Source organism: Pedobacter metabolipauper (assembly GCF_004362715.1).
Classification (GTDB): domain Bacteria; phylum Bacteroidota; class Bacteroidia; order Sphingobacteriales; family Sphingobacteriaceae; genus Pedobacter; species Pedobacter metabolipauper.
Genome location: NZ_SNYC01000003.1, coordinates 1,352,725 through 1,372,556, shown reverse-complemented (window position 1 = coordinate 1,372,556; position 19,832 = coordinate 1,352,725). Strand labels below are relative to the sequence as shown.

Sequence of the window (19,832 nt, the reverse complement as noted above, 5' to 3'; positions counted from 1 at the left end):
TTTTTAAATTATCAACAAATCATAAAGCCTACAGATCAAGATAGTATCTTTACGATTTTGTAATCAGAATCATTTTGGCTAAAGATAATACTAAGGAAACCCCATTAATGCAGCAATACAATGCAATTAAAGCAAAGTATCCCGGTGCATTGTTATTATTCAGGGTAGGCGACTTTTATGAAACATTTGGCGAAGACGCTGTAAAGACTGCCCAGATTCTGGGCATTGTACTTACACGCAGGGGAACCGGACCGAATGGAGGCGCTTTAGAACTTGCAGGTTTTCCGCACCACTCTTTAGATAACTACCTTTCCAAGCTGGTAAGGGCAGGGCAGCGGGTTGCGATCTGCGACCAGCTGGAAGATCCAAAAACGACTAAGACCATTGTTAAAAGAGGTGTTACCGAGCTCGTTACTCCCGGAGTGGCCTATGGTGATAACATTCTTAGCCAGAAATCAAATAATTACCTTGCTGCGGTATACTTTGATAAAAATGCTGTTGGCGTATCCTTTGTTGATATTTCTACCGGTGAGTTTCATGTGGCACAAGGTGATGCAGAATATATTGATAAACTTTTACAGGGTTTCAGACCCAATGAAGTCGTTTTTCAGAAAAGTAAGCGTACAGAATTCCTGGAACTTTTTGGGGATAAATTTTATACGTTTCACCTGGACGACTGGGCCTTTACGTCTGATTATGCAAATGAAATTTTAACCAAACACTTTGAGGTTAATTCACTAAAGGGTTTTGGTGTAGATAAATTACAGGCTGGTATTGTGGCAGCCGGTGTAGTTCTTCATTATCTGAATGAAACCGAACACCGGAATTTGAAACACATCAGTTCTATTTCCCGCTTAGAGGAAGATAAGTATGTTTGGCTGGACCGCTTTACCATCCGCAACCTGGAATTGGTGAGTTCTCCGCACGACAATGCGGTTACCTTGTTTCAGGTGCTCGACGAAACTTCGACCCCGATGGGTGCACGGTTACTGTATAAGTGGATCATTATGCCGCTTAAAGAATTGAAACCCATTGAAGAGCGGTTGGGAATGGTGGGTTTTTTAGTGAAGGAAGAAAGTTTGCTCGAAGAGTTTCTTTCCCACATTAAACAGATTGGTGATCTGGAACGGCTCATCTCTAAAGTTGGCCTGTTAAAGGTTGGTCCAAGAGAACTTTGCCAGTTAAAAAAAGCACTGTATCACATTGAGTCTGTTAAAAAGATAGCTGAAGATACTAAGAATCCTTTTTTGCTTGGCCTTGCCAACCGGTTAAATCCTTGTTTACCGATCAGGGAGAAACTCGAAAGAGAATTGCAGCAGGATCCGCCTGCGCTTCTGATTAAAGGAAATGTGATTGCGGATGGTATTGATGAAGACCTGGACCGTTTACGCAAGATCTCTTTTGGCGGTAAAGATTACCTGATAGAGATTCAGAAAAGAGAAGCGGCGATCACCGGAATTCCTTCTTTAAAAGTTGCGTTCAACAATGTATTTGGCTATTACCTGGAGGTAACACATACACATAAAGATAAAGTGCCTGCAGATTGGATCAGGAAGCAAACCCTGGTCAATGCTGAACGTTACATTACACCAGAACTGAAAGAGTACGAAGAGCAGATCTTAGGTGCTGAAGAAAAGATCATGCAGATTGAGGTGCGCATGTATAATGAACTGATGCTGCAGGTTTCTGCATACATCAAAGAGATCCAGCTGAATGCCTTTTTAATTGCACAGCTTGACGTGCTGCTCTGTTTTGCACAGCTGGCCATTAAAAACCACTACGTTAAACCTGAAATAAACAATCAAAAGATACTTGATATTAAAGGCGGCAGACATCCGGTTATTGAAAAAAGGCTGCCTGTTGGCGAAGAATATATTACCAACGATGTTTTTCTGGACAATGATACCCAGCAGATCATCATCATTACCGGTCCCAATATGTCTGGTAAGTCCGCCATACTGCGCCAAACCGGCCTCATTGTGCTGATGGCCCAGATGGGTTCATTTGTTCCTGCAAAGGCCGCGAGCATCGGCCTGGTAGACAAGATATTTACCCGTGTTGGTGCTTCAGATAATCTTTCTTCCGGTGAGAGTACGTTTATGGTGGAAATGAACGAAACCGCAAGTATCCTGAACAACATTTCTGACAACAGCCTGATCCTTTTGGATGAGATTGGAAGAGGAACCAGTACATACGATGGGATTTCTATTGCCTGGGCCATCGCAGAATTTCTGCACCAGCATCCATCTGCCAGGCCTAAAACCTTATTTGCCACGCATTACCATGAATTGAATGAGCTGGCAAACTCCATGAGCCGCATCAAGAATTTTAATGTATCTATAAAAGAAGCCGGAAATAAAGTGATCTTTTTACGGAAGCTGATCCCGGGTGGCAGCGAACACAGTTTTGGTATCCACGTGGCTAAAATGGCCGGTATGCCGCCAAAACTGATCAACCGTGCCAATGAGATCCTGAAAAAGCTGGAGATAGACAGAACGGAAGGCCAAAGTATCAAAGACAGCATTAAAAAGGTACAGAACCAGGCTTATCAGCTGCAGATGTTTGCGGTGGAAGATCCGGTGCTGATCAAAATACGTGATACACTGAATAACCTCGATGTAAATATATTAACACCCGTTGAAGCTTTATTGAAACTGGATGAGATCCAGCGGATCATAAAAGAATAATTACCTATGGAGATCAGCACAACTTATGCAAAAAAAGGGGGCAAAGCCCTGTGGTTTCTGATAGTACTGCTTGTTTTTGCTGCATGCAGTTCCAGAAAAACAACAGTAAAATCTAATACATCGGCCGCAAAAATGGCAGATGCGATGGCCAATCTGAAAAGCAGGCAACTGTACCGTTTCATTACAGACTGGACAGGGGTAAGGTATCAGCTTGGCGGATTGGATAAGAAGGGCATTGACTGTTCCGGATTTGCGTTGCTGCTGGAAAAAGATATTTATGGCATTCAACTGCCAAGAAGATCAAGGGACCAGGCAGAAACGATTAAAGAAAAAGACCTCTCGAAGTTGAGGGAAGGTGATTTGATCTTTTTCTCCTTTGGCGGCCGTGAAGTGGATCATGTCGGGATTTACCTGAATAATAATTTCTTTGTCCACGCCTCTACCAGTCGCGGGGTAGTGGTAGACGATCTAAACCTTGCTGTTTATCAAAAGGCCATGGTTAAGGCGGGATCTTTTAAAGAAAACTGATGACTGAACCAAAAAAAGAGATCTCATTCTGGAAAAAATACAAGCGCTTTGCCACCACAGAGATCCTGATGTACCTCATTATGATCATTGGTATTGCACTTGGAATAATTATTTTAAGTTAGCTAATCTCTAGTTCAGCTTAAAAACTATCTTATCGTGATCTGCCTGGTTTATCCGGTTGATAAAGGTTGCATATTCTGCATACTTTTCGGGAGCATAAGTGCCCTGGTTGATGCTGATCTTACGGGTATAGTACAGTTTGCTCCCATTCTGTTTTATGCTGACTGCGTATATTCCAAACGGGGATCTTATTTCCTGATCTTTGGGTTTAATTTCTATCGTATATCCTTCAGGGATGGTATAGATAATCTCATCTTCATCGGTATACCCACGGTTAATGTATAGTGGTAAGGTTCTGTTTTTTAATTCTGAGATGGTTCCTGATTTGTTAAATGCATTGGGTACGAGATACACCCGGCTACTTGTTTTAGACGCAAATTTCTGGATACTTAAATTCACAGTTTCTGTAGCTTTCGGATTGTCATCCTTTTTTTGAACCAGTTTAAAATCGCTAAAGTTGATGTTGTCAATATCATATTCGTCTTTTAATGCTTTTAACTGATCAGTATACGATTTGTGTGTTAAATACGCATAGTTGTCATATTGTGAACCGCTAAAATCTGTTTTTATTTTACCGGTTACATTACCTTCCTGATCAATGGTAAGTTCTGCGTTGCGTTTTAATAAGTTTTGCTGTGTGGTCAATGTAGGTGTCTTGAGCAGGATGCCGCCATTTTCAGTACATGCCAGTACCGTTCTGTCGTCTGTAAAACCACCAAGATACCCAAATGGACTTTCCTGACTGGTACATTCCAGCCAGGTGGTGTCTGTTTTCGATGGAATGCAAAGGATGATGTGATTGCCTTCTATGTTGGCGAAATCAGGTTCAAAACTCTGCTTCGTGCGACTTCCATACACCAGGCAATAATAGCTGTTTATGCCGGCTGCTTTGAGCAGGCTTTGGGTATAATTAACAAGACCCTTGCAATCTCCATAACCAGAGCGGTGAACTTCTTCGGCCTCAAAAGGCTGGAAGCCCCCTATCCCAATCTGAACACTGATATATCTTGTTTTCTTTTGAACGTAATCATAAATTTTACGGGCTTTTTCTTTATCGTCTGAGATTCCTTTGACCAGTTCGGTTACTTCCTGTATGGTCTGTGGACTAAGCTTTTGCCTGGTTTTGATCAGGTCATTGTAGAACCATTTGCCAAGTTCTTCCCAGTTGGTATAACTTCCTTTATGGCCATAGTATGTAAATTGCTCAGGAGCAATTTTTACATGAGCAAGATACTTATCTTCTACAGGGGCATAGGGTTCTGGTTTATACGCACTGATATTTTGCACCTTCCAGGTGTAGCTGGAAAATTTTTCTGACTTCAGTATTTCCGGATTCCCTTTAAAGTTGTATTCTTTAATGCGGACTTTATCTTCCGGTTTGGAGATAAAAGTATAGCTGCTTTTTTCTACGGATACATCCGCATCGGGATTGGTATACCAGTCAGGTATAACAAGATTTTGCTTGTTCCTTATCTCATATTCATAACTAATGGTATATGGATACGAAATTGGATTAAAGAGGTATGCCTTTACACGGTAATCTCCATATAAAGTACCATCATCTACGGCACTCTGGTCTATAAAGTCACTCAGTGAAAACTTCCCGGTGGCCATTCCAAACGAGTTAAAGGTTTGCCCCCTAACACTTTTTATAGCGGTATTTTTATCATAAAATAATACTAAAGCACCCTTTTTATTTCCATTGTCATTAAAGATAGTCATGACTTTTTTAACGGTGATGATCACATTTTCCGGACTTCGCATATCCACAGTAGTCTCCATGTTGCGGATCACGGCATTTGCACGGTTCTTCAATTCAGCGGGAATATTATCCGTACGGTAATTGATCTGAACTTGTGAAAAACCAGGTGTACCCAAAAAAATAACTAGCAAAAAGATAAGGTTCCGGATCATGGTTATTTGGTTTTAAGTAAGATGTCTGTTTTTTGTAATTGCACGATGCGGCTATAAAATTCTTTGAGCGAGAGGTATTCTTCCGGTGCATACATCGACCGGTTCATTTGTAAAATCTGACTTACCGATAGAAAGTTGTTGTTCAGCGCAATTGCAGTCGCATATTTTCCGCCAGAATTGGGTAAAGAAATGACAACATCTTGAGGCTTATCAGCAAGTGTGAAATTTTCAGGCATTTTTATGTTGATCATGATCCGGCTTTCACTGGCTGAACCAAGGTCAACCGGGTAGGTACGCTCATTTAGGTTAAACGGATTGGTTGTGATCCGGCTGATAATAAAAGGATTATAAAAAAGCTGTTCCTGATCCATATGGTCAAATGCGTTCATTTCAATTTCATAGGTCTCTATGACTGGTTGATCCAGGCTATCCAGATTTTCAATTTTATGATCTGTAATGGTCATACCTGTCATGCGCTCATCCAGTTTTTCCACAAAATCGTCAGTAGAAGTGGATTTTGAAATTTGTATTCGTTTATCTAATGCAGCATACCCTGATGAATAGGTGGTCAAGGTACCTTTTATCTTTCCATCAGCATCTAAAGTCGCATTGAGCATATAATTTGTAGATTCTTTTTGACTCGCTTTGAGGTCATACCAATAAGAAGGTTTGGTTAGGTTAATTACCCTGCCTTTTCCGTTGATACATTCCAGTGGAAGCAGTCCAAATGGAAGAAAAGGTTGTGAGGCATCCAGTAAATAACATTGATCCGCTATATTGACCTTTGCAACAATATAATCGAATTCTGTAAGTATCGGATAGAGATTATTTAAGGTACCATTTGATCGCGTAGATAAGATTAAAGCCTCTGCATCAAGTCCGGCGGCAGATAAGGCGGCAATTAAAGAGATGTTAATATCACCTGTGCTACCTGAATGTTGTTCAAATGATTTTTTGATGCCAGATGAATAAATACCAGTGTAGAAATTGTGTTTAATATTTTTTGCTATATAAGCATAAATGGCTTTTGCTTTATCCAGGCTAGTCTCACTATTTTTGATGATTCCTGGTATAAGATCCTTAAATACCTCTTTTTTCTTTATTTGCTGACCAAAATCTTGGTGTTTGATTAGGTCACGATCTAAATCATTCCATGATCTGGTAATTTTTGTTTTTAATCCATCTGTTCCTATATGGTCAGCCAGCTCATAATGTATGGCAGATATAAAATTGCGGGGCGCAGTCATGTAAGCTTCTTCAATAAAAGCAGGAACATCTTTCATAATGTAAGTCATTTTGGAGCAATCGATTACCGTATGGTTAACATTATAGCAAGCTTTATTTACCTCGGCATTTTCATAAGTTAATTTTTGTTTTCCACGTAAAATGGCATTATAATTAAAGGTGGCAGGAATATATGCAATATATTCACTATGAAGTTTAGGAATGGCTGATTGAAATTGCCATCCCCTAAAATTAAATACATAAGGAGATTGTAAGGTATAGCTGTATTCGATGATACTTCCTTCATTCAAATTGGGCATGGTAAACTTGATAAGAGATTGATTCTTTGATGATTTCTCTGTGAAAGTATCCTTATTGTCTAAAATCGTTTTTGTTTGTACACCGTTAATATAATTAATTGTTGTAGCTTTTAAGTTAATGAGCGTTTCGTTTCCCGCTCCGCTTACACTAAGCGGAATGGTAATAGTTCCATGCTTATAACCGTTTTTATTAAAGATCTTAATGCGTACATGATATTGGAACTCCATGAATTGTAGTCCGGCGTCATAATCCACTTTCATTTTTGTAGTGCCAAATTCCCTGGTAACAATTGCATTGGCGTTGCTGTCTGGTCTGGCATTCTTTAAAGCCAACTCGTCGTTGGTTATTTGGCCGTATTCAAAATCCTGTGCATTTAAAGTAACCGTAGAAAGCAGTATTGAAAATAACAGTAAAAACTGTTTCATGTTATTTGGTTTTAAATAGAATATCTGTTTTTTGTGATTGTATGATCCGGCTATAAAACTCTTTAAGCGATAAATATTCGTCCGGTTCATATATAGGCTTGTTGAGCTGCAAAGTCTGGCTGACCGATAAGGTGCTATTATCAAGCGCTATTGCTGCCATATATCTTCCTGCAGCATTTGGTAATGCAATTCCAATGTCTTTAGGTTTATCCGCAAGTATGAAATTCTCCGGCATTTTTATATTCATGATGATTCGGTCCTCACGTGCAGAACCAAGATCAACCGGATAGGTCCGTTCATTTAAATTAAACGGATTGGTACTGGTACGGTTAATGAAAAATGGATTGTAAAAAATTTGGTCAGGATTAGAAACATCGAAACCTTGTGTTTCAATTTCATAGGTTTCAATGAGCATATTATTTATACTATCCAGATTTTCAATTTTATGGCTTGTAATCTTAATATTGGGCATTTGCTCATCCAGTTTTTCAACAAAGTCATCAACAGAAGTAGATCTTGAAATACGTTCACGTTTATCAACTGCCGCGTATCCCAGGGAATAAGTGGACAAAGTCCCTTTCATTTTTCCGTCTGGAGATAAGGTTCCGGTAAGTATTGTCCTCGTAGATCTTTTTTGGTTTGCAGTAAGATCATGCCAATAGGAAGGCTTTGTTAAACTAAAAACCCTGCCTTTCCCATTAATACATTCCAAAGGCAGCAATCCAAAAGGTAGATAGGGCTCTGAAGCATCCAGCAAATAACTTTGTCCGGCAATATTAACCTTGACAACTACATAATTAAAGTCGCTTAATACCGGGTAAAGTTCTCCTACCGCACCATTTGCCCTGGTAGACAGGATCACCGCTTCTGCATCAAGGCCTGCCGCACTTAATGCAGCCATGAGTGCCAGATTGATATCCCCTGTATTGCCCGAATGCAGTTCATTTGCCTTTTTTATGGTATTCTCACTGGAATAGCCTATAAAACCATTGCTCTTTATGTTTTTCTCAATATAGGAGTAGATGGCTTTTGCTTTACTCAATTCGTCCGTTGTATTTTTAAGGATTTGAGGCAATAAGGGTAGAAATACCTCTTTTTTCTTCATTTGCTGACCAAAGTCATGATCTGCCAGCAATTCACGATCTACATCTTTCCATGATTTTGTAACATTAAATTTTGTTCCGTTGGTTAACATGTAGTCAGATAGTTCATAATTGATTGAAGATTTGAAGTTACTTGGCGCAGTCATGTTATCTTCTTCAATAAATGCAGGAACATTTTTTATAATATAGCTCATTTTAGAACAATTAACCATCACACCATTTATATTTAAGCATCCATTATTTATTTCGGCATTTTCAGTGGTAAACTTAAGTGCCCCCCGTAAGCTAGTATGGTAGTTGTAATAAGCTGGTATAAAAGCGATGTATTCGCTGTGCATCTTCGGAATATCTGATTGAAATTCCCAGCGCCGGAAATTAAATATATAAGGAGATTGGATCGTGTAACTATATTCGATGATACTTCCATCCTTTAGATCAGGCATGGTAAATTTGGTTAGGGAGGTGTACTTATTTAACTTTTCTACATAGAATTTCTTTCTGTCCAGATCCGTTCTTGTAAGGTTTCCATCGGCATAATTTATAGTGGTAGCTTTCAAGTCGACAAGCCGGTCGTCTTCTTCCTTACGAATTCGAAGCGGAATAGTAATGGTTCCATGTTCAAAACCATTTTTATTAAAGATCTTAAGGCGAACATGATACTGGAAATCAACAAATAAACGTCCAGAGGCATCATCCAATCTCATTCTTGCGGTACCAAATTCCCTGATCACCATTGCATTGGCATTACTGTCTAGTCTGGTGTTCTTTAAAATGACATCGTCATTAGAGATCTGCCCGTATTCAAAATCCTGTGCATTAAGTATAGGTATAGAAAAGAAGAGGGCAAATACAAGTAATATGATCGGTTTCATAAGGGATGTTAATTTGTTTTTTTAAATGCAAAATTCGTTTTTTGAGATAATATGACCTTCTCGAAAAACGCTTTAACCGCCATATAATCTTCAGGATTATAGATGATTTTATCCATTTGCAAACCCGCGTTTGCAGACAGGATATGGTCTTGAAAGGAGTGTTTCGCAGTATACTTTCCACCATCATTGGGTAAGTGGATTAAAACATCTGCGGGTAGACTTTCCGGAACATAATTGTCTGGTAATTTAATGGAAAGCAACCAGTTTTGATCCTTTGCCACGCCGGCATCAATCGGGTATGTTCTTTTATCTGATATAAATGGATTCTTATGGAGGCCATTGAAATACAGGTGTTCAAAATTATCTATTGCTACATCAAATGTTTCTACCAGTGGCAGATCTAAGCTATCCAGGTTTTTAACCCGATGTGATGACAGGTTTATATTTGGATGATGTTCATTTATCTCTTTTAAATAGTCAGCTGCAGAAACGGCACTGGTTATTTTTTTTCTGGCATCCAGGGCTGCATATCCTAAGGAATGAACTGTTAAAGAACCCTTCACTTTACCATCCTGACCGATTGCACCACTTAGCGTATAGGTTGTGGATTCTTTTTGGTTAGCCTGCAAGTCATACCAGTAGGAGGGTTTAGTTAAGCCAATTACCCGCCCTTTACCATTTAAACACTGAAAGGGGATTAATCCAAAAGGAAGCAGGGGTTCTGAGGCATCTAACAGGTAGCTTTTACCGTCAACGTTGACCTTTGCGAGTACATAATTAAAATCAGATGATACGGGATAAACATCATGAACCAGGCCATGTTCGCGGGTAGACAAAATTACTGCTTCTGCATCCAGTCCGGCAGATGTTAAGGCTGCAATTAATGCCAGGTTAATGTCCCCCACATTTCCGCTATGTAATTCCATGGCTTTTTTAATGGAACTGTTGCTATAGATCTCTCTTGACCCGTTGCTCTTAATGCTTTTTTTAATATATGCATAGATCAGCCTTGCTTTGTCAAGATGATTGGATGCTCCGGGAATGACCCCTGGAATGTGGCTTTTAAAAAGGTCTGTCTCTTTCATTTGCAAGCCAAAAGATTTGTCTTTAACCAGGTCCCGGTCAAAATCTTTCCAGGTATTTTCTATACTTCTTTGTGTACGGTTTGGTACGACATATTCTGAAAGTTCAAAATTAACCGATGATCTGAAATTACTTGCTGCAGAGAGGTATTCATCTTCAACGAAAGGGGGAATGTCTTTCATTTCGTAAGTGAGCTGTAAACAGCTTACCGGCCTCCCATTTACACTCACGCAATTTGCAATAACCTTTGCTTCGGGAGCATTGATCTGAAGTGACCCCTGGATTGAAACGGCATATTTATATAATCTGGGTAAGGAGGCGATATATTTACTTTCTAGTTTTGGAATATCTGATTGAAATACCCACTGTCTAAAATTAAAAATGTCAGGAGAATAAAGTATATAAGAATATTCAATGATACTTCCATCAATCAAATTTGGCAGGTTAAACTTAGTTACCGTTTTATATTTACTTAATTTCTCTACCACCACATCTTTGGGGTTAAGATCGGTTTTAATAACCTCACCATTCGTGTAACTGGAAGTTACTCCTTTTAATTTGTCGATTACTTCAAAAGAGTTGCTGTTGAAACTTCTTAAAGGAATGGCAATGCTGCCATGTTTGTAGCCGTCTTTATTTAAGATCTTAATGCGTACATGGTATTCAAAAACCACGGATAATTCTCCTGTAATCTGATCTTTTAACATATTTGCAAAGCCATATTCTTTAAGGACTACTGCATTTGCAGTACTATCTAATGATGATTTTTTGAATAAAAGGTCATCATAGCTTATTTCTCCATATTTGAAGTTTTGCGCACCAGCGCTCATACTGATGGCTAAGATTAAAAGGCTTAATGGAAGAAATTTTATGGACATAAGTTAGTTTTCAAGATAGCTAATACGGAATTCCGGGCAATTAAATCTCTTGAAAAAAAGACGATCTGTAAGAAGAGCAGCGGAAAATAAAGTGTTATCATAGATAAGAGCGATACATTGTTGGCGCAAGATACAAAACGATTTGTTTATGGTTAAATAGATTGTCAAATAAATTAATGATTAACCGATGATTTTTACGACTTTTGAAGCGTTACAAATAGTTGAAGATGAAATTAAATTTAAACCGCCCGCTTGCCTTTTTTGATTTAGAAACCACCGGAGTTAATGTTGGTGTAGACCGTATCGTAGAGATTGCTATTTTAAAAGCGATGCCTGACGGCTCTGAATTGATAAAAACACTTCGAATAAACCCTGAAATGCCAATCCCATTGCAATCATCATTGATCCATGGAATTTATGATGAGCATGTTGCGAATGAGCCAACTTTTAAAATGGCAGCACAGGAAGTTGCTGATTTTATTGGTGATGCAGATCTGGCAGGTTACAACTCTAACCGCTTTGATATTCCGGTATTACTGGAAGAGTTTTTAAGGGCTGGGGTGGATTTTGACATGGGCGATCGTAAGTTTGTTGATGTGCAGAACATTTTTCATCAAATGGAACAGCGCACCTTAAAGGCCGCTTATAAATTCTATTGTGACAAGGACATCATCAATGCACACTCTGCAGAAGCAGATATCACCGCCACTTACCATGTTTTACTGGCACAGATAGAAAAATATAAGGACGTTGATTTTGAAGATAAGCAAGGCAATATTTCAAAGCCCGTAATCAATGATGTTGATGCCCTTCATACGTTTACAAATATGAACAAGCCCGTAGATTTTGCAGGCAGAATGGTTTTCAATGACAATAACGAAGAGATCTTTAACTTCGGTAAACATAAAGGAAAAACGGTTGAACAGGTTTTTGATCTGGAACCAAGCTATTATGCCTGGATGAAGCAAGGTGATTTTCCGTTATATACCAAAAAGAAATTGTCCGAGATCTGGGAAAGATGGAACAAGAAAAAAGAACAGCTTAAACTAGAGAAACAACAGCAGCAAAAACAACAGCAGGAGCAGCAGCCTGGAACACAACCAAAACCTGCAGCATCACCAGCAAAAACTCCCGTACCCAATTTTAAACAACAAAATCCGGTTAAGAAAGAAAAACCAGCGGTAGCCGTTACCAATGATATGCTGGAGCAGTTGAAAATGAAGTTCGGAAAGTAAATCTTAATCAGGCAGCGTTTTTAGAAAATCAATGTTCCTGGTAAGCCCCTTGAATTTGGTTCTTTTTACAGCTGAGTTTTTAAAGATGCTCCTGAACACATCTTCAGTAATGTCAAGCCAGTCTTCGCGTTTCATATTAAGCAGGTTTTCATTGGCTTTGAACCCGGGCTCTGAATGGGGGACTGAAAACTTATTCCATGGACAAACGTCCTGGCAAATATCACATCCAAACATCCAGTTATCCATTTTATCATTGAAGGTTTTTGGTATTTCATCTCTTAATTCTATTGTTAAATAAGAGATGCACTTTTTTGCATCAATGACAAAGGGGGATAAGATCGCGTCGGTGGGACAAGCATCTATACATCGGGTACAGGTCCCGCAATGATCCGTTTCAAAAGGATTGTCGTAACTGAGTTCCAGATCGACGATCAACTCTGCCAGAAAGAAAAAGGATCCGCTCTTCTTGTTGATCAGGTTACTGTTCTTGCCAATCCAGCCAATGCCGGCACGCTTGGCCCAGGCACGATCCAGTACCGGTGCAGAATCTACAAATGCCCTTCCGCTTACTTCGCCAATATTTTCTGAGATAAAGTTTAACAGCTGAAATAATTTATCTTTAATGACCAGGTGGTAATCAGAGCCATAGGCATATTTGGATATTTTAGGTGCATCCGGATCGGTTTGCACTTCCTGAGGGAAATAGTTTAGGGTTAAGGAAATGACTGATCTGGCATCATCAACCAGCAGCCTTGGATCCAGTCGCTTATCAAAATGGTTCTCCATATAGGCCATCTCACCGTGATGCCCGCTGTGCAGCCATTTTTCAAGCCGTGGTGCTTCATCCTCCAGAAATTCAGCCTTAGCAATACCACATTGCATAAAGCCTAACCTTAGGGCCTCATCCTTAATGAGCTTGCTGTATTTTTCCGGATTGTTGTACATGCAAATACAAAGATAAGGTTTACGGTTAAAAACATTTTAATTAAAGAACTGTTATCCTATTAAACTAGATTAAAACGTCATGGAAAATACAGATTCGTCACATACAGAAGATCCAAATAAACCGCATAAGCCAATAGAACATGATTATGCAAAGCATGAAAATGATCCGGGGCCATCTCCGCAGGCCGTAAAGGAAGACAATAAGGATGGTGCAGGACCAGCAATGAAATGGATCATTCCTATCATTCTGATCGTACTGCTTATTTTGTGGTTTGTAATGAGGAAATAATAATGATGGGCAAATTATTAAAATAGTTTGCCCATTTGTGCAGGAAAATTCTTTTTAAGGTGTTTATAGGCTGCCTCTGTGGCCTCTCTTCCCCTGGAAGTACGCATTAAAAAGCCTTCCTGAATTAAAAAGGGTTCATAGACTTCTTCTATTGTTCCTTCATCTTCTCCTACAGCTGTTGCAATAGTCTTTAAGCCAACAGGACCTCCCTTAAACTTATCAATAATGGTAACAAGGATCTTATTGTCCATTTCGTCCAGTCCATGTTCATCTACGTTAAGTGCATTTAATGCATAACGTGCAATTTCCGTATCAATCTGTCCATTGCCTTTGATCTGTGCAAAGTCGCGCGTGCGTCTCAATAATGCATTGGCAATACGGGGTGTTCCCCTGCTTCGTCTGGCTATTTCGTAGGCACCTTCATCCGTGATCGGCGTTTTTAAGATCTCGGATGATCTCAGCACAATAGTGGTCAGTAATTTAGCATCATAATAGGCAAGTCTGGAATTAATTCCAAATCGCGCACGCAATGGAGCCGTTAATAAGCCGGAGCGTGTAGTTGCACCAACCAGCGTAAATGGATTCAGGTTAATTTGAACAGATCTTGCATTGGGCCCGCTTTCCAGCATAATGTCGATCTTAAAATCTTCCATTGCAGAATATAAATATTCTTCAACAAGGGGACTTAACCGGTGAATTTCATCAATAAATAAGATATCCCCGGTATCCAGGTTGGTAAGTAATCCGGCCAGATCTCCTGGTTTATCAAGGACAGGTCCGGAGGTTACCTTAATGCCCACCTTCATTTCATTCGCAATGATATAGGAAAGAGTGGTTTTACCCAGTCCCGGAGGGCCATGGAGCAATACATGATCCAGGGGTTCCCCACGAAGCTTTGCAGCCTCCACAAAGATCTTTAGATTTTCCATTACCTTTTCCTGACCCGTAAAATCTTCAAAGGCTTGCGGACGCAAAACCCGCTCTATATCACGTTCTACAGGAGATAAGCTTTCAGAAGAAGGATCAAGATTTTCATTCATGATGTAAAGTTACTATAAAACGAGTGCAAGTTGTTATGATTTGCTAAACTTTGCAGCTACCTTCGCCGCTTTAGCGCCATCTGCATAATTGTAAAAACCTTCACCGCTCTTAATTCCTTTACTGCCTGCAGTTACCATATTTACCAACAGCGGACAAGGCGCATATTTTGGATTGCCAAAGCCGGTGTGCAGTACGTTCAATATAGCCAGGCATACATCCAGACCAATAAAATCTGCCAGCTGCAATGGCCCCATCGGGTGTGCCATTCCAAGCTTCATCACGGTGTCTATTTCTGTTACACCGGCAACACCTTCATAAAGGGTATAAATAGCCTCATTGATCATGGGCATCAAAATCCTGTTTGCAACAAAACCAGGATAATCGTTCACTTCAACAGGAGCTTTTTCAAGCTTTAAAGATAGATCCATCACTTTTTTAGTGGTGTCATCGCTTGTTGCATATCCGCGGATGACCTCTACCAGCTTCATCACCGGAACCGGGTTCATAAAATGCATGCCGATCACCTGATCTCCTCTGTTCGTAACCGACGCTATTTTAGTGATTGAAATGGAAGAAGTGTTGCTTGCCAGGATAGCCCCCGGCTTAGCAAATGCATCCAGATTTTTAAATATATTTAATTTAAGGTCTATATTTTCTGTGGCAGCCTCAACAATGAGGTCTGCTTCTGCAATGCCCGTCTGCAAGTCAGTAAAAGTAGTGATCGAATTCAGCGTGTTTGATTTATTTAATTCCGTGATGGTTCCTTTAGCCACCTGGCGGTCCAGGTTCTTACTGATCGTTTGAATGGCCTTTTCTAACGCATCCGTATGGATGTCTATTAAATTTACAGGGTATCCAAATTGTGCGAACGTATGTGCGATACCATTACCCATTGTTCCTGAGCCTATAATTGCTACGTTTTTAATCATAATCTATAGAATTGAAAATTCATTCGTTGAAACTAAACCTGGTGCCTGCCTTATGGTGCCAGTCTGCCAATGGTCCAGGAGCCATCTTTCAGGTCGTACACGATCCGGTCGTGAAGCCGGCTTGAACGGCCCTGCCAAAATTCCATATAGGTAGGCTCTACCAGGTAACCGCCCCAATGTAAGGGCCTGGGAATTTCCTGTCCTTCATATTGTGCCGTTAATTCGGTTACTTTATCTTCCAGGATCTTTCGGTCTGTAAGGATCCTGCTTTGTGAGGATGCCATTGCACCGATCTGACTTCCTGCTGGACGGGAGTGGAAATATTCGGTAGATGATTCCGGATCAATTTTACTGACTACGCCCTCAATGCGAACCTGACGTTCCAGCTCAGCCCAGAAAAATACGAGTGCTGCTTGCGGGTTCTCAATCAGATCCTGACCTTTGCTGCTTTCATAATTGGTAAAAAATACAAACCCATTCTCATCAAACCCTTTTAAAAGAACAACACGGGCAGAAGGTTTTCCATCACTATTTGCTGTAGCCAGCGTCATCACGTTAGGCTCATAAAGCTTTGCATCTAAAGCTTCTGTAAACCATTTTTTGAACTGCTGTATCGGATCGGTATTCACATCCTCCTCAGAAAGCTGTGCGCTGCGATAATCTTGGCGTAAATTTTGTAAATCTTCTTTAGTGAGTTCCATGTACAAAAATAGCTTTAGTTTATTTAATTTTACTTTAAAATTCCAAAATGTTAAGTCAGTTAGCCCCCACATTAGGTAGATTATTAATCTCAGAACCATTTTTAATGGATCCTAATTTTAGCCGTTCCGTTGTTTTGGTAACCGAGCATGAGGAACAGGGAACCATAGGATTTATACTCAACCACCCCAGCGCACTTTTGCTGAAAGACCTGATCCCTGAATTGGAAAATGCAGATTTTACGGTTTATATTGGCGGACCTGTGGCTACAGATACCATTCATTTTATACACCGCTGTTACGATAAGATAAATGACGGTGAAGAGATTGCAAAAGGAATTTATTGGGGCGGTAACTTTGAAACATTAAAGATCCTGATTAAAAATAACAGCATCCAGGCAGATGAGATCAAGTTCTTTATTGGCTATTCCGGATGGGGTGTAAAGCAGCTTGAGCAGGAACTTAAAGAAAATACCTGGATCGTATCCGATCAATACCATCCGGATGCAGTTTTCTCAACCAATGAAGAAGAACTGTGGCGGGAAGTGATCGTTAATCTGGGTCCAAAATATGCACACGTTAGCCGCTTCCCGCATGATCCCCGCCTTAACTAATAATTTTCAAGGTCTATTGCACTTTCTTCGATCTTCTTCTTCAGATCATCTTTATAAGCCTGCATTTTTAAGGCAAGGTCCGCATTTGCTGTAGCCAGGATTTGCACAGCAAGTAAACCAGCATTTTTAGCTGCATTTAATGCTACGGTGGCTACAGGAATACCGTTTGGCATTTGCAGAATAGATAAGATAGAATCCCATCCGTCAATAGAATTGGATGATTTTACAGGTACACCAATTACAGGCAGAACAGTAATTGAAGCCACCATACCCGGTAAGTGGGCAGCGCCGCCTGCACCGGCAATGATTACTTTAAGGCCACGCCCTGCAGCATGCTTGGCATACTCGAACATTCTCTCCGGTGTACGGTGTGCAGATACCACGGTCATCTCGAACTCAATCCCGAATTCTTTAAAAACATCAGCAGCATCCTTCATGATATGAAGATCTGATTTACTGCCCATTATAATGCCAGCTTGTACACTCATTAGGAAACGACTTTTAAGGTATTTTTAATATAATTTGCTTTCTCAATTGCACTTTCACGGTTTTGATCTACCACAGTAATGTGGCCCATCTTACGGAAAGGCTTGGTATATTTTTTTCCATATAAATGAACATATACCCCATCAATGGCCATGATCTTTTCCAGGCCATGGTATTTGGCTACACCATCATGACCTTTTTCCCCAAGAAGATTGATCATTACCGCATTGTTTACCGCACGCGTATCGCCAAGGGGCAGATTAAATATGGCACGTAGATGCTGCTCAAACTGTGATACGTAATTACCCTCAATGGTATGATGACCGCTATTGTGCGGACGGGGGGCCAATTCATTAACTAAGATCTCGCCGTTTTTGGTAATGAACATTTCTACCGCCAGCAACCCGGTAATATTTAAGGATGATGCAATATTCTTTGCAATGGTCTCCGCTTTTTCCTGTAAGGCTTCCGGATAGGTAGATGGCGAGATCAGGAACTCAACCAGGTTGGCCTCGGTATTAAATTCCATTTCTACCATTGGAAAGGTCTTTACATCCCCGTTTGAGTTACGGGCAACAATGACAGCGATCTCTTTTTCGAAATCTACCAGTTCCTCAATTAAACAGGGTACATCAAATGCATTTTCAATGTCAGCGATGTTATTTATCCGCATGACCCCTTTACCATCATAACCATCCTTACGCTGTTTGAGCATATAAGGAAAAGGCATATGGCTATTTTTAATGTCTGATTTCGTATTTACCAGTTGAAAAGGGGCCGTAGGAATATTATTCTCTTTGAAAAATTGTTTTTGAACGCCCTTATCCTGGATCAAACGGATTACCCTGGACTGTGGAAATACTTGTTTACCTTCTTTTTCCAGTTGTTCAAGCGCCTCAATATTTACTTTTTCGATCTCTATAGTAATGATATCTGCCTTTTTGCCAAAATTATAAACGGTATCAAAATCAGTAATAGAACCACATTCAAAATAGTTTGCCAGGTGTTTGCAGGGAGCATCGGTATCAGGATCTAAAATTAAAGTGCTTAGGTTGTAATTTATAGCTTCCTGGATCAGCATTCGTCCTAATTGTCCGCCGCCAAGGATCCCTAATTTTAAATCACTTATTTGTTTTGCCATATCTATATGAGAAAGTTATGCTTATTTTGCACAAAAATAAACATTATTAACGAATTGATGGATGCAGATGCTATAATTATTGGCGCCGGGGCTTGCGGATTGATGTGTGCAGTGCAGGCAGGATACCTGGGAAAGCGGGTAATCATTCTTGAAAAAGCCGATAAACCGGGTGCCAAGATCCTGATCTCTGGAGGGGGAAGATGTAACTATACAAACCTGCTTGCATCTGACGAGCAGTTTATTTCGAACAATAAACATTTTAGTAAATCTGCATTTACGCAATGGACCGTTGCCGATACCATTGGTTTTTTTGAAACATACGGGATTACAGGAAAAGAAAAGACATTGGGACAGCTTTTTCCGGATGGTAAGAATGCGAAAGATATTGTTGAAGTTTTTACAAGCCTTTGTACAGACTTTGGTCAGCAGATCATCTTCAATGCAGAGGTTGCTGCCATTGAAGAAACTCCTGATGGCTTTACCATTAATTACGAAAAAGGAGGGAAGACCAGGGTTCTTAAGGCTCCTAAATTAGTGGTTGCTACCGGTGGCTTACCCATTCCTAAAATGGGGGCAACAGATTTTGCACTGCGGTTTGCCAGAAAGCACGGACTTCATATTATAGAAACGGCACCAGCACTGGTACCGTTAACCATTACCGGAAAGGATGAAGACTGGTACGCACAGTTATCCGGTAATACGGTGTTTTGTGAAGTAAGCAACGACAGGATCTCTTTTGAAGAAAACATACTTTTTACACACTGGGGACTAAGCGGTCCGGCAATTCTTCAGATTTCTTCCTATTGGAGAAAGTCTGAGGTATTCAATATTGATCTTTTACCAGGCCGGGATATAACCGGCCTGATTGATGAAGAGCGTAAGCAAAACGGAAAATCATTATTGTCCACTTTGTTTAACCGTCTTTATTCCAGAAAGTTTACCGAAGCCATGGCTAAATTCCTGCCTATAGAAAAACAGGTTGCTTCGTTAACTAAGGCAGATTCGGAGCTGATCTATAAAACCATCCATCTGTTTAAGGTTAAGCCGGCAGGCGATAAGGGATACGACAAAGCAGAAGTGATGCGGGGAGGTATTGATACGGCAGAGCTTTCTTCTAAAACACTGGAATGTAAGCGAATGCCCAATGTATATTTCGGTGGTGAATGTGTGGATGTAACCGGATGGCTTGGCGGTTATAACTTTCAGTGGGCATGGGCAAGTGGTTTCGTGATTGCACAGAATTTATAATTTTAAAACTTTTATACTGCAAATTCGGTTAGCCTTTAAATAGTTTATTAA

Annotated in this window: 17 protein-coding genes; 7 read left to right on the top strand and 10 right to left on the bottom strand. The window is 40.1% G+C overall.

The window, feature by feature from the left end:
- Positions 1 to 74: 74 nt before the first annotated feature.
- The 3 genes from mutS to ATK78_RS23050 are packed head-to-tail and all read left to right on the top strand — an operon-like array spanning position 75 to position 3,337.
- On the top strand, positions 75 to 2,687 hold the full coding sequence (gene mutS, locus ATK78_RS05985) for a DNA mismatch repair protein MutS (RefSeq protein ID WP_133575112.1): 2,613 nt from the start codon (positions 75 to 77) through the stop codon (positions 2,685 to 2,687).
- 6 nt (positions 2,688 to 2,693) lie between these two features.
- Positions 2,694 to 3,215, top strand: a complete 522-nt coding sequence (locus ATK78_RS05980) for an NlpC/P60 family protein (RefSeq protein ID WP_133575111.1) — start codon at positions 2,694 to 2,696, stop codon at positions 3,213 to 3,215.
- Entirely contained in the window at positions 3,215 to 3,337 is a 123-nt protein-coding gene (locus ATK78_RS23050; RefSeq protein WP_262712164.1) for a hypothetical protein, read from the top strand. The genes ATK78_RS05980 and ATK78_RS23050 overlap by 1 nt, the downstream gene beginning before the upstream one ends.
- Positions 3,338 to 3,344: 7 nt before the next feature.
- Here ATK78_RS23050 and ATK78_RS05975 read toward each other — a convergent pair whose 3' ends face one another.
- From ATK78_RS05975 to ATK78_RS05960, 4 genes are read right to left on the bottom strand one after another with little or no spacing between them, the layout of a single operon-like run.
- Positions 3,345 to 5,249 carry a DUF3857 domain-containing protein gene (locus tag ATK78_RS05975; RefSeq protein ID WP_133575110.1) on the bottom strand — a complete coding sequence of 635 codons (1,905 nt, stop codon included), beginning with the start codon at positions 5,247 to 5,249 and terminating at the stop codon, positions 3,345 to 3,347.
- Between the two features lie 2 nt (positions 5,250 to 5,251).
- Positions 5,252 to 7,219: a DUF3857 domain-containing protein gene (locus tag ATK78_RS05970; RefSeq protein ID WP_133575109.1), complete on the bottom strand. Its 1,968-nt coding sequence runs from the start codon at positions 7,217 to 7,219 to the stop codon at positions 5,252 to 5,254.
- A gap of 1 nt (position 7,220) precedes the next feature.
- On the bottom strand, positions 7,221 to 9,194 hold the full coding sequence (locus tag ATK78_RS05965; protein WP_133575108.1) for a DUF3857 domain-containing protein: 1,974 nt from the start codon (positions 9,192 to 9,194) through the stop codon (positions 7,221 to 7,223).
- A gap of 8 nt (positions 9,195 to 9,202) precedes the next feature.
- Entirely contained in the window at positions 9,203 to 11,155 is a 1,953-nt protein-coding gene (locus tag ATK78_RS05960; RefSeq protein WP_133575107.1) for a DUF3857 domain-containing protein, read from the bottom strand.
- Between the two features lie 227 nt (positions 11,156 to 11,382).
- Here ATK78_RS05960 and ATK78_RS05955 point away from each other — a divergent pair, with 227 nt between their 5' ends.
- Complete coding sequence (locus ATK78_RS05955) at positions 11,383 to 12,390, top strand: 3'-5' exonuclease (protein ID WP_133575106.1); 1,008 nt, start codon at positions 11,383 to 11,385, stop codon at positions 12,388 to 12,390.
- A 3-nt stretch (positions 12,391 to 12,393) separates the two neighbouring features.
- Here ATK78_RS05955 and queG read toward each other — a convergent pair whose 3' ends face one another.
- Positions 12,394 to 13,335: a tRNA epoxyqueuosine(34) reductase QueG gene (queG, locus tag ATK78_RS05950; RefSeq protein ID WP_133575105.1), complete on the bottom strand. Its 942-nt coding sequence runs from the start codon at positions 13,333 to 13,335 to the stop codon at positions 12,394 to 12,396.
- Between the two features lie 79 nt (positions 13,336 to 13,414).
- Between queG and ATK78_RS05945 the strand changes: the two genes are divergently transcribed.
- The gene (locus ATK78_RS05945) at positions 13,415 to 13,624 is read left to right on the top strand and encodes a hypothetical protein (protein WP_133575104.1); all 210 of its coding nucleotides are present in this window, start codon (positions 13,415 to 13,417) and stop codon (positions 13,622 to 13,624) included.
- Positions 13,625 to 13,641: 17 nt separating this feature from the next.
- On the opposite strand, the gene ruvB is transcribed toward ATK78_RS05945, so the two are convergent.
- From ruvB to pdxH, 3 genes are read right to left on the bottom strand one after another with little or no spacing between them, the layout of a single operon-like run.
- Complete coding sequence (gene ruvB / locus ATK78_RS05940) at positions 13,642 to 14,664, bottom strand: Holliday junction branch migration DNA helicase RuvB (protein ID WP_133575103.1); 1,023 nt, start codon at positions 14,662 to 14,664, stop codon at positions 13,642 to 13,644.
- A 33-nt stretch (positions 14,665 to 14,697) separates the two neighbouring features.
- A complete protein-coding gene (locus tag ATK78_RS05935) occupies positions 14,698 to 15,591 on the bottom strand; it encodes a 3-hydroxybutyryl-CoA dehydrogenase (protein ID WP_133575302.1) in 894 nt (297 codons plus the stop codon).
- Positions 15,592 to 15,644: 53 nt separating this feature from the next.
- Positions 15,645 to 16,295: a pyridoxamine 5'-phosphate oxidase gene (gene pdxH, locus ATK78_RS05930; RefSeq protein ID WP_133575102.1), complete on the bottom strand. Its 651-nt coding sequence runs from the start codon at positions 16,293 to 16,295 to the stop codon at positions 15,645 to 15,647.
- A gap of 104 nt (positions 16,296 to 16,399) precedes the next feature.
- On the opposite strand from pdxH, the gene ATK78_RS05925 reads away from it, so the two are divergent.
- Positions 16,400 to 16,906: a YqgE/AlgH family protein gene (locus tag ATK78_RS05925; protein WP_243732456.1), complete on the top strand. Its 507-nt coding sequence runs from the start codon at positions 16,400 to 16,402 to the stop codon at positions 16,904 to 16,906.
- Here the strand turns inward: ATK78_RS05925 and purE are convergent.
- Together purE and ATK78_RS05915 are read right to left on the bottom strand one after the other, a co-directional pair.
- On the bottom strand, positions 16,903 to 17,394 hold the full coding sequence (gene purE / locus ATK78_RS05920) for a 5-(carboxyamino)imidazole ribonucleotide mutase (protein WP_133575100.1): 492 nt from the start codon (positions 17,392 to 17,394) through the stop codon (positions 16,903 to 16,905). The two genes, ATK78_RS05925 and purE, sit on opposite strands and share 4 nt — an antisense overlap.
- Positions 17,394 to 18,533: a 5-(carboxyamino)imidazole ribonucleotide synthase gene (locus ATK78_RS05915; RefSeq protein ID WP_133575099.1), complete on the bottom strand. Its 1,140-nt coding sequence runs from the start codon at positions 18,531 to 18,533 to the stop codon at positions 17,394 to 17,396. The genes purE and ATK78_RS05915 overlap by 1 nt, the downstream gene beginning before the upstream one ends.
- 57 nt (positions 18,534 to 18,590) lie before the next feature.
- On the opposite strand from ATK78_RS05915, the gene ATK78_RS05910 reads away from it, so the two are divergent.
- Positions 18,591 to 19,781: a BaiN/RdsA family NAD(P)/FAD-dependent oxidoreductase gene (locus ATK78_RS05910; RefSeq protein WP_133575301.1), complete on the top strand. Its 1,191-nt coding sequence runs from the start codon at positions 18,591 to 18,593 to the stop codon at positions 19,779 to 19,781.
- Positions 19,782 to 19,832 lie beyond the last annotated feature (51 nt).

What these genes read in the sequence shown, in the direction of transcription:
- ATK78_RS05980 (WP_133575111.1), top strand. Translation starts at nt 2,694, where the DNA reads ATGGAGATCAGCACAACTTATGCAAAAAAAGGGGGCAAAGCCCTGTGG.
- ATK78_RS23050 (WP_262712164.1), top strand. Translation starts at nt 3,215, where the DNA reads ATGACTGAACCAAAAAAAGAGATCTCATTCTGGAAAAAATACAAGCGC.
- ATK78_RS05975 (WP_133575110.1), bottom strand. Translation starts at nt 5,249, where the DNA reads ATGATCCGGAACCTTATCTTTTTGCTAGTTATTTTTTTGGGTACACCT.
- ATK78_RS05970 (WP_133575109.1), bottom strand. Translation starts at nt 7,219, where the DNA reads ATGAAACAGTTTTTACTGTTATTTTCAATACTGCTTTCTACGGTTACT.
- ATK78_RS05965 (WP_133575108.1), bottom strand. Translation starts at nt 9,194, where the DNA reads ATGAAACCGATCATATTACTTGTATTTGCCCTCTTCTTTTCTATACCT.
- ATK78_RS05960 (WP_133575107.1), bottom strand. Translation starts at nt 11,155, where the DNA reads ATGTCCATAAAATTTCTTCCATTAAGCCTTTTAATCTTAGCCATCAGT.
- ATK78_RS05955 (WP_133575106.1), top strand. Translation starts at nt 11,383, where the DNA reads ATGAAATTAAATTTAAACCGCCCGCTTGCCTTTTTTGATTTAGAAACC.
- queG (WP_133575105.1), bottom strand. Translation starts at nt 13,335, where the DNA reads ATGTACAACAATCCGGAAAAATACAGCAAGCTCATTAAGGATGAGGCC.
- ATK78_RS05945 (WP_133575104.1), top strand. Translation starts at nt 13,415, where the DNA reads ATGGAAAATACAGATTCGTCACATACAGAAGATCCAAATAAACCGCAT.
- ruvB (WP_133575103.1), bottom strand. Translation starts at nt 14,664, where the DNA reads ATGAATGAAAATCTTGATCCTTCTTCTGAAAGCTTATCTCCTGTAGAA.
- pdxH (WP_133575102.1), bottom strand. Translation starts at nt 16,295, where the DNA reads ATGGAACTCACTAAAGAAGATTTACAAAATTTACGCCAAGATTATCGC.
- ATK78_RS05925 (WP_243732456.1), top strand. Translation starts at nt 16,400, where the DNA reads ATGGATCCTAATTTTAGCCGTTCCGTTGTTTTGGTAACCGAGCATGAG.
- purE (WP_133575100.1), bottom strand. Translation starts at nt 17,394, where the DNA reads ATGAGTGTACAAGCTGGCATTATAATGGGCAGTAAATCAGATCTTCAT.
- ATK78_RS05915 (WP_133575099.1), bottom strand. Translation starts at nt 18,533, where the DNA reads ATGGCAAAACAAATAAGTGATTTAAAATTAGGGATCCTTGGCGGCGGA.
- ATK78_RS05910 (WP_133575301.1), top strand. Translation starts at nt 18,591, where the DNA reads ATGGATGCAGATGCTATAATTATTGGCGCCGGGGCTTGCGGATTGATG.